Annotated in this window: 8 protein-coding genes and 1 pseudogene; 1 reads left to right on the top strand and 8 read right to left on the bottom strand. The window is 32.6% G+C overall.

The annotated features are described in order from the left end of the window. Window positions 1-15: 15 nt before the first annotated feature. The 8 genes and pseudogenes from NKR20_RS08055 to NKR20_RS08015 all read right to left on the bottom strand — a co-directional run bounded on the left by NKR20_RS08055 (window position 16) and on the right by NKR20_RS08015 (window position 12,752). The gene (locus tag NKR20_RS08055) at window positions 16-1,071 is read right to left on the bottom strand and encodes a hypothetical protein (RefSeq protein WP_253425184.1); all 1,056 of its coding nucleotides are present in this window, start codon (window positions 1,069-1,071) and stop codon (window positions 16-18) included. Window positions 1,072-1,147: 76 nt separating this feature from the next. Beyond that, entirely contained in the window at window positions 1,148-1,744 is a 597-nt protein-coding gene (locus NKR20_RS08050; protein ID WP_253425181.1) for a Pycsar system effector family protein, read from the bottom strand. Further along, a complete protein-coding gene (locus NKR20_RS08045) occupies window positions 1,744-3,537 on the bottom strand; it encodes an adenylate/guanylate cyclase domain-containing protein (protein ID WP_253425179.1) in 1,794 nt (597 codons plus the stop codon). The genes NKR20_RS08050 and NKR20_RS08045 overlap by 1 nt, the downstream gene beginning before the upstream one ends. Window positions 3,538-3,566: 29 nt before the next feature. Then, the gene (locus NKR20_RS08040; RefSeq protein WP_253425175.1) at window positions 3,567-8,339 is read right to left on the bottom strand and encodes an N-acetylmuramoyl-L-alanine amidase; all 4,773 of its coding nucleotides are present in this window, start codon (window positions 8,337-8,339) and stop codon (window positions 3,567-3,569) included. A 334-nt stretch (window positions 8,340-8,673) separates the two neighbouring features. Further along, complete coding sequence (locus NKR20_RS08035) at window positions 8,674-9,771, bottom strand: TFIIB-type zinc ribbon-containing protein (protein WP_253425172.1); 1,098 nt, start codon at window positions 9,769-9,771, stop codon at window positions 8,674-8,676. 11 nt (window positions 9,772-9,782) lie between these two features. Continuing rightward, a pseudogene (locus NKR20_RS08025) lies at window positions 9,783-11,250 on the bottom strand (SPFH domain-containing protein). Between the two features lie 235 nt (window positions 11,251-11,485). Next, entirely contained in the window at window positions 11,486-11,719 is a 234-nt protein-coding gene (locus NKR20_RS08020) for a DUF3006 domain-containing protein (RefSeq protein ID WP_121213812.1), read from the bottom strand. Between the two features lie 13 nt (window positions 11,720-11,732). Beyond that, on the bottom strand, window positions 11,733-12,752 hold the full coding sequence (locus NKR20_RS08015; protein ID WP_121213873.1) for an MBL fold metallo-hydrolase: 1,020 nt from the start codon (window positions 12,750-12,752) through the stop codon (window positions 11,733-11,735). 219 nt (window positions 12,753-12,971) lie between these two features. Between NKR20_RS08015 and NKR20_RS08010 the strand changes: the two genes are divergently transcribed. Further along, window positions 12,972-14,576, top strand: coding sequence for an ABC-F family ATP-binding cassette domain-containing protein (locus NKR20_RS08010; protein ID WP_253425162.1), 1,605 nt, complete (start codon window positions 12,972-12,974; stop codon window positions 14,574-14,576). Window positions 14,577-14,809 lie beyond the last annotated feature (233 nt).

The following is a 14,809-nucleotide window of genomic DNA, read 5'->3' as shown; positions in this document are numbered from 1 at the left end:
CCAAAACACTCCCTTCTAATAAAATTTCCTATAAAACTCCTGATAAAATGAAATAATTCTTTGTAGTAAGAGTAAAAAAAGTACAGTTTCATCTGAATGGCGTTCAATGTCGATGTCTGTTTGGAAGTAACGTATATTTTTTAAATTTCTTATGGTTATGAAGTAATTAAAAAATCCATCCGGGATAAGCTCCGCCTCTTGCAATTCCATTAAATGTTCTCGTGATAATCGATATGTCGGCATTGGCATCGAACATACGATTCCATCGAGTTTATATAAATCCTTTAGTATACAATCGACCAATTCATCTGCCTTATTTAGAAGCAGTGTATAATTAAGGGAATCACGCTTACTTAATTCCTGTCTCAAAACATCAAGAATTTCTTTAACAAACAAACGGCTAATTTTAGGAAATGTATCAATTAACGTGACAATTTCGTCTTTGATTGTTGTGGAAAACTGTTTACTATTAGGTGGATCCATTACGTTTTTTGTAAATAATTGAGTAATCGCTTCATTCCAATAAGGTACGTCTTCTTTTATATGGATAAAATATTTAATTTTCTTGGTAGAATGTGAGAATTTTAAATAATTGATGGCATAATGAATAAACCATTTTAGTGACCCTTCATATTCTTGTGGTTGTAATCCTTTTTTTCCGATTACTGGCAATGATATTTCTTGAAAAGTATAACCTTCGTATGTTAAAGCAGCTACGGCTGAAAATGTCGCTTGAATAATTTCTTGAAATTCACTTGGATTAATAATAGATCCTTCTTTTTTATCAATATTTACCGTAAGTAGCTTTTGATTTTCATCATCAATGAAGCCAATATACCCCCCATTTGTTAATGGGACTATTTTCCTCTCATAATAATTGCTTCCAAGACCCAATAAATTTTTTATCGAATTAAAAAGTTCACCTTTATTTTCAGCATATACCGTCGTTACCCATAAGTCGGTTTTAATTGCTAATAGATTTCCGTAAATTAGTTCAAAAATTCGGTCACCATTCGCAGTATCAATCAATAATTCATGTATTGTTTTTGGGTAAAGTTGAATTGTTTCCAAATTAATCTCCCTCACGTAAAAGTTTACAAACTAAAAGAGCCCTTAGCTAGAATTTAGCTAAAAGCCCCTTTTGTTCCTAATTAAACAAAAAAGTAATTACTGCTACAAAAGCTAGAATACAATATCCTATTAAACTACTAATAAATGCATATCTTAAATACGTAAATTTTTTAGTCAGTATTTTTGATTGAATATAGTTTGTAATTAAAATTTGTTTTCGTAATTCCTTTGGAGGCATTTCTTCAACGGTATTTATGTATTCATCTAAATCCATTTGAATAATATTTTCCCAATAAATAATTCCTTTTGTTCGACTGTTTGCCTTTTGTGGAAAGACTACTAAAACAGATAAACCTATACCGACCATTAGGAAAATAAACCCTATAATCGTTTCAATTTGAAGAATTTTGTCTTGTTGATTAATTAAATCAAAAACAAATTTAGCTACCAACCCATTGACGGCAACTAGCGCAGCTGCCTTTGTATCTGCAAAACGTATGGAATTATTTAAATATACATTCTCATTATTGCTATAATTCGTTTTGACAACTCCGGCTGTTTGACTATCATCTGTAAAAGTTTCCACTTGTAATTTTTCATTTTTGATGATTTCTTCTAGCCTAGATTTTGAGTGTGATTGTTCAGATGATTCATTTTTATTTTGTGATTCCATTACATACCTCCAGACATCTCCACCAGCTTTTCCAGGTGTTCTTCTTCTTTGTCATTATTTTTACTTTCGCCAAAGACGTCATTGAATACGTCCATAAGTTCCTCGTTTTTAGCCACGATGATTTTATATAATTTTTCACTTTCATCAACACATATATTTTCAAATTGATTTTTACCATTATTGAGAATTTTTCCTTTATATTCCTCTACTAGCTTAGGGTTGTACAACAAAATTGATAACAATGCAGCGTGACGCAACTTATCATCTGTAGGTATTTTGTTTCGTCTTAAATGAACTATCTTAATGTAATTAGAAATTTGATCTCTGGTTGCATGTCTTTCAAAAAATGGAGGATTATGCTTCATAACAGCTCTTTCCATTCTTTGATAACAAAATTGAAATTCGCCCTGGAGTAGTTGTGTCTCAGCTAAAGTACTATCTAACCACCAATCACGGCCCGTTTCATGGTTCCATGTATTAAAAATATAAGAAGCTAAATGCCAGCCATTTGACTTGTCTAAAATACTTTCAATATAGGATGCATTAATAGCTGAATAGTAATCTCGGTTTCTACGGAAAGCCTCTAAATAAAGATATAAAGCTTCCTCCAATAATTCCTTTTGTTCGTCTTTTTCACCTTGTTTAACTTTTGTATCGATGTTAAACGCTTCTCTTTTTAGTTGAGCAGCTAGTTTCGTTAATACTTCCGTATCAGTAGGATCTTGTTGCAATAAATCAACTAAAATTAATTTAGCTTCCTGATATTTATCATCCTTAGAAAGAATATCTGCTTTTAATTTCAGGATTGAATTATTCCGGGAGAATGGTTGTAATGTTACTCCACCCAATGAACTTGTCCAAGGTTTAGTCTTTTGACTATCATCTCTATCATTCAATGACATATCAGTAGACCATTTTTGAGCATTATTAATACAATTCAATGCCAATTTATATTCGCCGATATTTTTATATAGCTCTGCTAACGCAATATACAACGGTCCACTGATTTCATTTTGATTTTTCTCGAACACTTGCCAATTAAGTTGGTCATTCTTTTCTGGAATTTGAAAGTAACTTTTTATTACCTTATCAATTTCTTCTTTAGAATTTTTCTGTTTTGCTTGTACAATGACACTATGTTCTCTGGCTTCTTTAATTACCTTGCCTATGTTTAATTGATCGAATAAATGATCAATATTTTCTTCGTCATTTTTCACAAATAAACTGTTAATATTCCACGCTTCTTCACTTTCATGAAACAAACGGTATAAATGTATCTTTCCCGCATTTTTAGGTAGTTCCCATTCCTTTAAATCCGTAAAGCGCATTTGATTATAGCGTTCTTTCTCTGAGTCTTGAGCTTTTTCTTTTTCTTCTATAAATTTTTTTATAAACTCTTCACTAACATAAATTTCACCAGGAAAAGTAATCGGTTCAATACGTGCTGCTTTATTGACCGTATCACCAAGTACATTATCCATATTATTAATCAACGGGTCGTTGTATAATAGCATTTCTCCGTAATGGCCAGCAATGCGGGGTTGTAATGCGAGTAATTTGTTTTTTCGAAAATAATCTCGATACTCAATCATTAGTTCAACAGCATCAATAGCATGTACAAATACAGCAACCAACGCGTCTCCCCATGTGTTCCACACTTCCGCTTTATATTTATACTTCTTTAAATTCTTTGCAAGTGGTCGTATTGTATGTTCATAAAATGTTTCAGGTTCATTCATTTTGGAGAACCCTTTCAAGTCTGTAAATACAACATATCCAATCATGTTACTCATTTTACAACCTCCACTTTTTACAAATTTTTTTATTCAAAATATTTTGATAGTGCATTGAAGATTGCTATCGCCGACTGTTCTTGGAATTGAAGAGTTTTTATTTGATGTTGGTCTTTTAGATTTGAAATAAATGCAAGCTCTACTAAAACCGATGGACATTTTACATTTCTATTAACAAAGAATTCTCCATGCTTTATACCACGATCATGTAGACCCGTATGATGTACAAGCTGTGATTGAATTAATTTAGCTAATTTCATATCTTTTTCTGCATTAGCATAATAAGTTTCTGTACCATTGATTGGATTAATTGCCGTATTGTAATGAAGGCTAATAACAGCATCCGCAATATATTTCTCACTTATTTTAACTCTTTCTGTTAGAGGAACTTGACTATCATCTGTTCTAGTAAATATTACTTCAGCTCCACATTTAATTAATAATTCAGCCAGTAACACAGAGGTAAATAATACTAAATCCTTTTCTTTCAATCCATTCGAAATTCCACCTGTATCAGGTCCACCATGTCCTGGATCAAGCAGTATCACTTTTCGTTTCAATGATTCTACTACGGCAATGTTCTCATCATTAAACGAATCCCCTTCAATTTCTTTCTGCATTAATAACGACTTCACATACATTTCTTCTAGATTTTCTAATCTTTTTAAAAAGGTAATATGTAAAGTGATACATTCATTTAAACGATCATAATCCTCTAAAATGAAATACATTTTTTCAGCTTGTCTAATAGAAAATAGTGCTTTACCAATTTCATCTAGATTAGAATAAAGGATTGCTAATCTTTTATAGCAAATAGCAAGGAATGGTTTATTTTCAGTTAAACTAAAATAAACTCCTACTTGCTCATAGTATTCTATTAGATTCAATTTATCATTAAGATAAATTCCATCAGCCCCATTTATTTTTCCATGATCAAAATAAAATTCAGCATGTAAAAATTTATATAATTTTTCTCCTTCTTCATCACCTAGTCGTTTACATACTTCTTCAGCTTCTTTTGTTGTAGATAGGATTAAATTTGTATCTACAAAAAATTCTGCTAGTTTTCTTATTTTATCAAGATAATCAAGCAAGTAATGGTCATTTTCATGTTTTCTCATCGCCTTAGCTATTTCGATATATAATAGAATTGCTTCATCAGGAGCTCCATTTTCCTCATAGTGTTGCCCTATTTGATGACCCAATTTAAATATTTCTACTAATATATTTTCCGAAAGTGTTCTCTCTCCCCAAATTTTATAAACATCTATTTGTCCACTAAGGCTATTGATTAAATCCGTATATTGTTGTTGTGTTTTTCGGACAATTTCTTCCGCCTCTTGATATTTTGATAGAGCCTGCTGATAATCTCCTTTTAATACAAAAATATCCCCTTGACAATTTATATCCTTGGTTAGAAAGTATTGATTATTTGATGAACGTTCATTTTTTTCTACCTTTTTATATAAATCAATCGCTTTGTCATATTCAGACAATCCCACACACGCCTCTGCCTGATGTCGTAATGCATAAATTAATTCTTCCTGCTCATTATTTTTTATCGCTAATTTTTCAACATCCTGAAAGATTAAAAAAGCTTCCTTAAAGTGTTTCTGATGTAAAAAATCAAAACCTAAAAATCGTAGAAATGTTGTTTCACATCTATTTTCAATATCGTCTGGTAGTAATTTTAATTTTGTTATAGTTGCATAGGTTTGATTTTTATTTAACTTCCAAGAATATTTATGCAATTCCTTATTTAACACCGTTTGAATTTCATTAAATGATCCCAGTATTTCAGCCAATTGACATGCTGATTTGAATACTTCCAAGGATTGTTGTTCTTCCTCTAATTCTTGATAAAGCATTGTCCTTGATATTAATAATTCTAAAGATACATCAGGTTCTCGTAACATGTTTATAAAAGGATTTGCTTCTAAATTATACTTTAATCCTTCTTCACTATTATTTTGTTGACGATATATTTCGCCAATCTTAATTAAAGCTTTAACTCTAACTTCTACCAAGCCTAGATTCCTGGATATCTCCAATGCTTCTAAATAAGAATTTAACGCATTATTTTCCTTCTGGAGTCTTTTATACAATAATCCTTTATATAATAAAATTTCTGCAAGTAAAACTAAATCCTGATTCCCTCTTGCTACCATTTCGGTTTCTTTTAAAAAACGATAAGCCTCTTCTTGCGTTTGATTATCTAAAATCATTAAATAAATTGTTCGATATCTTTGACGGTATAAAAATTGCAATTCATAACTATTGATACTATTTAATATTTTTTCAGCACTTTTATAAAATCTCAGACTTACATTATAATCATTAGCAGTATAATACAGCTCTGCTCTACCAATTAAAATAAATAATTCTAAAATATCATCATTTAACTCATTCACTTTTTCTTCTAACGAATTATACGAGTCTTTTGCTAATGAAATGTTATTATCAGAGGTATGTTTATATGCTTGTAGCAATAATGTAGCAATAGATACATAGTTTTCAATTTGAAAATCCATGCCATGATTATTGTAATCATTTACAATATAACGATAATATTGTATAACTTCTTCATCACATACCTCTAACAAATCTATTTGTTCTAATAAACGGAAGCAAGCCATGAAAAAACTTAATTCAAATAGATTGAATTTCAATTCTTCCTTTATGGTTAGTACTTCAACGGATGAAAATGGAGTAAAATTTCTTATTTCACTCCATAAACGAGAAGTAATATTATGATAAATTTGTTTGATATTTTCTTTATCACCTGTGTAGTTTAAAATCTGGTAACAAGCATGTAGGTAAGTTACTGGATACTCTGTTGATGAAAGATCTTGACCCAAATAAACGAAATCTCTTCTGATGGTTGAATCGTTTTCGATTAAAGTCCAATATTCCAGTACATTATGAGGATTCTTCATCCACAGTGTTGGAAGAAAGGACTCATCTGTTAAAAATTCACTTAAATCGTTCCACAATCCTACTTGTGCTAAGTGCCAAGGATATTCTTCATACGCTCGTTTATTGGTAATTTCTGCATTTTCCCAGTATTCAATAATTTTATTATGTATTTCTGTTTTCTTTTCATTTATAAATAAATATTTTCTTATGACAGCTTTCCGAACAAAATCATGAGATAAATCAATTAACCCCGACTTAATAATAAGAAAGCTCTCTAATGCTAAATATAATGGAGACCAAATAGCAGAAGGTAGAGGTTCGCCATCAAAAGCGAGCATTTCTAACAGCTCGTTTTCTGCTATACCAGTTTTAGAACAATAGATTAAACTTAGTGCCGTTCCTACAAGTCCTTTATAATTCCCCTCAAACTCGTCTTCGCATCGGTCAAAAATTGCTTCAATTAGTTCTTCTGGCTCATTAAATTGAAGATAGTAAAAGAGTTTTTCCTTTAAATCATCATAATTGCCATATAATCTTAATTCTTCTAACAAAAATCGTAAATATAATGGATTACTCGTATATGGACTTGAAATAATATGTTCAATTAAATCACTTTGGAGTTTTTTTCCGAATAACTCCAAGTAACCCGTAATTACTTCCTTACATTCACCTTGATTTAGTCCTTCTACATTCAAGTCTTGTTTTTTCCAGTTTTTCTTTTCAATGGAATTAATAATTTTTCCATCAAGACTTGAAATGATTATTTTAACATTTATCGGAAGTTCCTTTGGTAACCAAATTAGTTCATGTGCACCATCTCTATCCTCAAGTTGATTCAATCCATCTAATACAAGAATAATTGACCCATTTACATATTTGGATGATTTTCTTAAGCCTAAGTGAAAAATTTCTTTGGCGGTACTCATATTGTTAGGTAAAGTTAAATCAATTCCAATGCGAAGACTTAATCGTTGTAAAATGGTTTCGACCATTCGTAAAGCATCGGTACTTGTTTTACTAGCACCTACAAAATGACCGATTACAATATCTTCAGGATATTCCTCTTGTCTTTTCATGACCCAGTTTGCTAAAAGTGCTGACTTTCCAATACCTGAATTTCCTCTTACAATTTGAGGAATAGTTTGCATAGAACTTACATAATCATCTATTTTTTTAAAGTACCCCGCTCTTTCTACATAAACTCTTGACAGATTTCTCATATATGTTTCATGTACTAAATCCTCCTGTTCAGCAGGATGTACATTTCCGAATGGAGGAAATAACTCGTCGATCATTTTTGTTAAATCATTAATTGCCATACTTTCAAACTCTTCATGAGTCAAATATTCTTTTACTAAAAAATGATCACTTTCACGTTTGTATAATTCATTCTTTAATTTTTTCAACTTATGGCTCTCTTGATTATCATTTTCTATATTTTCCAAACTTTTGCGGAGATAGAAAAATGCATAGCCATCATTATTAGGTTGTTTTAATGCACCGTGAATAAATTCAATTTCTGTCACAGAGGAGCCAATATGTTCCTTTAACCAAGGTTCTTTCTTTAATAATTCATCTGAAAATTCAGACTCTTCAGGGATCCAACCATAACGGTCACCTACTAGACCAATAAATACTGGTCGACAATCATCTATTCTTCTTAAACAAATTGGAAGTACTTTTCCTTCCGATTTTTCTTCATCTGTTATTCCCCAACGCAAATCAATCTCGTTCCATATGACGCCTCTTTCAGCACATAATTTGCGAATCTGAGGAAATACGCGTTTCATCAAAATCTCTCGTTCATCTATTAAATCTCTAAATGTTGATGAAACAAATGCTGATAAACTTTGTTGTTTTTTTAACTCTTCAATATACTTACCCATGCTCAGTGTAAGTCTCCTTTTAATATGTAAAAATACCTTATATTTGAATACTATATAAATATACCACGAACAGATTTCACCTTAAATAACTTGAATGAAATGTTTATTAGTAATAATTATTATTTCAACTGTTAATATACTTAACTATCCACTAGATAAATCTTGTACAGTCAATCAAAATTTTGTTGAAAACTAAAAACAAAAAATGCCTCAACCCTATTTAGTTTTGAGACATTTACTCTTAAAATATAAACATTTCAAAGAATCATCCCGATACCCATAACTATTGATAGAAAAGGGCACTCAGATGAAATGGTGCTAGTAAATGATAAACCTATCTAAAGAAATACCACAAAATAAATAGTAACGTAGCAACTGCTAATATTGCTATAGTTACGCGAAGTGGAGAAGTTGGCACATCGCCACCTACTTTACCTGTTTGACCATTCACCATAAAATGATAGATTTTATTATTAAATGTAAAGGACGATAGCCAAATAGGTAGCATTAAATATTTGTACGTGATGTCATCGTGGGTTGTTGAAAATTTTAAATTCCGAACACGGTCTGCATTGTGCTCGCGCTTAATTTTTGATGAAATTCTCCCATGAAGATGATCATGAATTTCTTTCCGCGCTTGACCCCAACCTTCTTTTAAGCCGATACTATAGCGCTCTGATAAATAGCCAGCAACGTACTCAGGTCGATATCTTTTGTTGTTTAAAACGTTAAACGGTTCTACTTTTTTCATCATTTTACGGTCGTACCTTTTTGTTGCACTCACTAAATGGTCGTCAATAAACTCTTGATAAAAACCGGATGTGTTATACCAATCTGTTTCCGTTCGTTCCTTACCATCTTTATCTTTCACTTTCCGATCAATTCCGAATTGTGCATTATAGCGTGAACTTATTTTCGTATCAAATGTCCAGTAAGGCACATATACGCCTTTAAAACTATCTGGTTTGGCGCTCCGCTTTGCTTCGCTCGGCATAAACCATTTTCCTTTAATCCACTTTTGAAAGTTTTCACCTGCTTGCTTATCCGTTACTTCGAAAACACATACCCCGTTCGGAGCTAAAGAGTTCGTATCGGAAGCTTCCATAACTTGGTTCGAACCACAATATGGACAACTATCTGCTACTTGTAATGCATCATAGATTGTTTCAGCTGAACAAGACTTACAAATAATTGTTTTCTTTTCTGCCCCCCAGTCAAAATTCCCTGTTTTTTCAGCTTCTTCAAAATCCATTTCTTGAGCAACTCGTTCTTCCTCATCCTCAGGTAAAGGGATATCTGTTTCATGATCACAATAAGGGCATTTTAATTTACCAGCTGTGGGGTTAAATTCAATTGATGCACCACAGGAAGTACATTCCGCATTAAATTGAAGGGAAGCATTTTTTGTATTTTCTACATCTTGTATCGACATCGTTACACCTCCTACTTAACGTCCTTCTCATCGAAGCGGTCTCCGCATTCTGGACAGAATTTCGGTGGTGATGATGGATCTTCAGGTTCCCAACCACACTTATCACAAGCATATTGAAGTGCGCCTTCAGGTTTCTTACTACCACATTCCGAACAAAACTTCCCTTTATTAATTGCGCCACAACTACAAGACCATCCATCCGCTGTAGGTTTTGTATTTCCACAATCCGAGCAAAACTTTCCATTATTTTTAGTGCCACAACTGCAAGTCCAAACGCCCACTTCTGGCTTTGTATTCCCGCAATCCGCACAGAATTTACCAGTATTTGATACACCACAAGAGCACGTCCATGTATTCGAAATCGTAGTAGGGGCAGGTTTAGGTGCCTGTTGTTTATGAATACATTTTCTTTCATTTTTCCATTTAATTTTTGTATTCATCTTCCTGTTGTGCCATTTGGGCTTGTCGATTTTGTTCACTCATTTGGAAAAGCTGGCCGGCATTGACACCACCAGTTTGTGAAGCCATATTTAATCCCATAAATCCTGTAATGGCTCCCCCTTCATTACTTGCAGCTTTTGTCATAGCCTCAGCCTGAGCACCAGTTAAATGAGCTGCCGCCATTCCAGGATCACGTAAAATCGCATTTCTTTGAAGTTGTTTAATCATCGCTTCATCTTCTTCTGATGCCTTCATCGTACTTATACCAAAAGAGACAATGGCAATTCCTCTAGTTGCTAGCCATTTTTCTGATAGAACTTTATTAAGTGCATCTGCTAATTCCAATGTGTGTGCAGGGATTTCACTATAACGAACACCACTCGCAGAAATTTGCGCGAATGCCGGTTGTAGGGCTGTCATAAGTTCAGTTTTTAGTTGGCTTTCAATGGTATCACGTTTATAATCCGTTTCTACATTTCCACAAACATTTGTATAAAAAAGCAAGGGATCGATTATTTTATATGAATATTCCCCGTGACAACGGATTGAAATATCAATATCGAGACCTATATTTCGATCGATCACTCGAAAAGGAACTGGCGATGGTGTACCATATTTGTTACCAACAATTTCTTTCTTATTAAAATAGTAAACACGTTGATCTTTACCTGGTTCGCCACCAAAAGTAAAGCGTTTACCAATTTGTTTAAAGGTTTCTTTAATACCTGAAGACAAATCGTTAGAATAAAAAATAGAAGGTTCTGTTGAAGTATCATATACAAATTCACCTGGTTCTGCTGAAAACTCCACCACTCTCCCTTGTTCAACAATCATCATACATTGCCCTTCATTGATTGCTATGATGGAACCATTACTAATAATATTATTATTTCCTTTATTCCCACTTCGCTTTGATGTTCGTTTCTTCCCTTTTGTTACGAGTACATCCGCTGGGAGCGAATCGCAATAAAAATATTCACGCCATTGATCTTCTAATACGCCAACTAATGAACCAACGCCAGCTTTTAATAAGCCCAAAAAATAATTCCCCCTATTCGAGTTACTTTATGTGTTTGCAAATTGCCATAAAACCATAGAAAAAAGTATTTTTTAAATGTCTCAAAATAAATCCTACAATACCGTATAATAATATGCCGATACCCTAAATATATAACAATTTACTTTTATGTAATTAAATGTCATGAAATATTCGACTTCATAATATATTTGATAAAATTCAAAAATAGAAAAGACCAAGGAATTTTCCCTGGTCTTAAGAATTATTTTTCTTTAGTTTTTCGATTAAAGCATCTACTTTATCTTTCGTAATTTTCGTTTCCTCTTCTAACAACTCGATTGTGCCATCTTCGTGAATATTAACAATGTCTCCCTCTGTTAGAGAGATGTTTACTTCTGAAACAGCTATCAAGCGTTGCTGTGATTCATCATCTTTTGACAAGAAAACATAGAATCCATCATCAATTCGATCTAAAGTGTATTTACTCATTATTTTTCACACGCTACCCCATCATCATCTCGGTCATGTTTTTTTCATATGCAGGATGTCCTTTTTTCACACCATATGGATAAATCTTTCTCATCTCTGTACAATTTTTAAATTTTGTTTGAGATGTTTTAGTAGTCGTACTAGGATTAGTAGTTGTTTTTCCTGTACTTGCTTTACTAGTTGATGCTTTAGGACATGCATTCGTTACTTTATGAGTTTTTCCATCCGTTGTCACAGTAATATTACAATGTATAGGCGTTTTATAAATTTTGGCTCCAACATTTTTTAAGCTTTTTACAACTGATGCATGTGGATGTCCATACATATTATCTTTTCCGTAACTTAAAATCGCAACTTTTGGTTTTACTTTACTAATAAATTTAGGAGAACTACTTGTATCTGAACCATGATGGCCAGCTTTTAATACTGTTGCATTTACATTTACTTTATATTTAGAAGCCAATTGTTCTTCAATTTCCTTAGTAGCATCACCTGTTAATAAAAATGAAACTTTATTATACGTTAGCTTAAGGACAATGGACGCATTATTACTATCTTCAGCTTTATTATTTGAATATAACACTTGAGTTTTCATTTTCGGATCAAGTTGATACGTTTTTAGCGGTGTCGGTACAATATAATTTATTTTCTTTTTATCAACTAATGTAAGCAATTCATAATACGTATCTGTTGTATGTGTTCTACCGCTGTCTATAAAGTGTTTAACTTTAAATGATTTTAAAACATCGATTAAACCACCAATATGATCTGCATCTGGATGTGTTGCTACTACGTAATCTAAAGTTTTAACACCTTTTGATTTTAAAAATGAAACGACATCTTTTCCTGCCGTTTTTGGTCCACCATCGATTAACATATTTTTACCCGCTGGAGCTTGTACTAAAATTGAATCCCCTTGACCTACGTTAATAAAGTGGACTTTTAAATTTTTGGTTGCTGCATTCGCATCTGTGATTGGTAAAAATCCAAATATTAATATTACAATTGCAATAATTGAAAGTAGTTTTTTCATTCTTTCGATTACAATCTAATTGCTCACCCTTTTTATTAAGTTTAAAAATTAGAGAATCTCCTCAACATTTTGTTTTCAATTTTATTCCCAACTATACAAATCCTAACTAATTGTTTAAATTAATTTGTGTTATATGATATAATGAAAAGTATTGCGTATATAAATTTAAACATTGAAAAACCGCATAATATCAATTATAGAATTAAAGGAGGAACTTACATGATTCAAGTTAGTAATGTAGGTCTTCGTTATGGCGATCGTAAACTATTTGAAGACGTAAATATCAAATTCACACCAGGTAACTGTTACGGCCTTATTGGTGCAAACGGAGCTGGTAAATCAACTTTCCTAAAAATTCTTGCTGGCGAAATCGAACCACAAGAAGGACATGTATCAATGGGTAAAGATGAACGTTTATCCGTATTAAAGCAAAATCACTTTGAATACGATGAACACACTGTACTTGATACAGTAATCATGGGAAATAAACGCCTTTATGAAGTAAAAACAGAAAAAGACGCAATTTATATGAAAGAAGATTTTTCTGACGAAGATGGTATGCGTGCCGCTGAACTAGAAGGCGAATTTGCTGAACTAAACGGTTGGGAAGCTGATTCAGAAGCTGCTACTTTATTAAACGGTTTAGGTATTGGCGATGAATTCCACTACATGTTAATGAAAGATTTAGAAGGTTCTCAGAAAGTAAAAGTATTACTTGCTCAAGCGCTATTTGGTAAACCAGATGTACTATTACTGGACGAGCCTACAAACCACTTAGATTTAAAAGCCATCCAATGGTTAGAAGAATTTTTAATTAACTTTGAAAACACAGTTATCGTTGTATCCCATGACCGTCACTTCTTAAATAAAGTATGTACACATATTGCAGACTTAGACTTTGGAAAAATCCAACTATATGTAGGGAACTACGATTTCTGGTATGAATCTTCACAATTAGCGTTAAAAATGGCGCAAGAACAAAACAAGAAAAAAGAAGAAAAAATTAAAGAATTACAAGAATTCATTGCTCGCTTCTCTGCGAACGCATCTAAGTCAAAACAAGCAACAAGCCGTAAAAAAATGTTGGATAAAATTGAGCTTGATGATATTCGTCCTTCAAGCCGTAAATATCCATTCATCAACTTCCAAATCGGCCGCGAAATTGGTAACGACGTGTTAACTGTTGATGGATTAACAGCAAGTCAAGATGGCGAATTGTTATTTAAAGATATCCGCTTTATGATGAATAAAGAAGATAAAATTGCATTACTAGGAAACCCTCATGCGAAAACTGCTTTAATGGACATTTTAATGGAACGCCGTGATGCAGATAGCGGTACATTTAAATGGGGCGTAACTACTTCCCAAAGCTATTTCGAAAACGATCACGACAAATACTTCACTGGTACTGAAAAAACTTTAGTTGAATGGTTACGTCAATATTCACCTGAAGATGAAACAGAATCATTCTTACGTGGATTCTTAGGTCGTATGCTATTCTCTGGTGAAGAGGTAAAAAAATCCCCTTCTGTACTTTCAGGAGGAGAAAAAGTTCGTTGTATGTTATCAAAAATGATGTTATCAAGTGCTAACGTTTTACTTTTAGATGAACCAACGAACCACCTTGACTTAGAATCAATCCAAGCATTAAACGAAGGATTAATTCGCTTCAAAGGCGCTATGATCTTCACATCTCATGACCATCAGTTTATCCAAACAATCGCCAACCGTATTATCGAAATCCAAGAAGACGGTTCGATCTTAGATAAACAATTAACTTACGATGAGTTCCTAGAGTGGAAAGATGCACAAGGGATTAAGTAATTTTTTGTGGTGTCACATTTGTGGCACCTTTTTATTTTAATGTTTTTAGTTTACATAATAATATTATTTTATTGACCCTGTTACATTTATAATTACAGAAGTTTGCTTTTTACATGCTTCTAAATACACTTTTAGAACAATGTACGCGCTATTTTTGTTTTCATTCTATCTATGAAGACCATTTTCTACCTTTTTCCACGAGATTTTTGCATTCATCATCTTATGAATACATT

Origin of the sequence: Ureibacillus endophyticus (genome assembly GCF_024159215.1) — a bacterium.
Classification (GTDB): Bacteria; Bacillota; Bacilli; order Bacillales_A; family Planococcaceae; genus Ureibacillus; species Ureibacillus endophyticus.
This window is presented reverse-complemented; position numbering and strand designations above follow the sequence as displayed.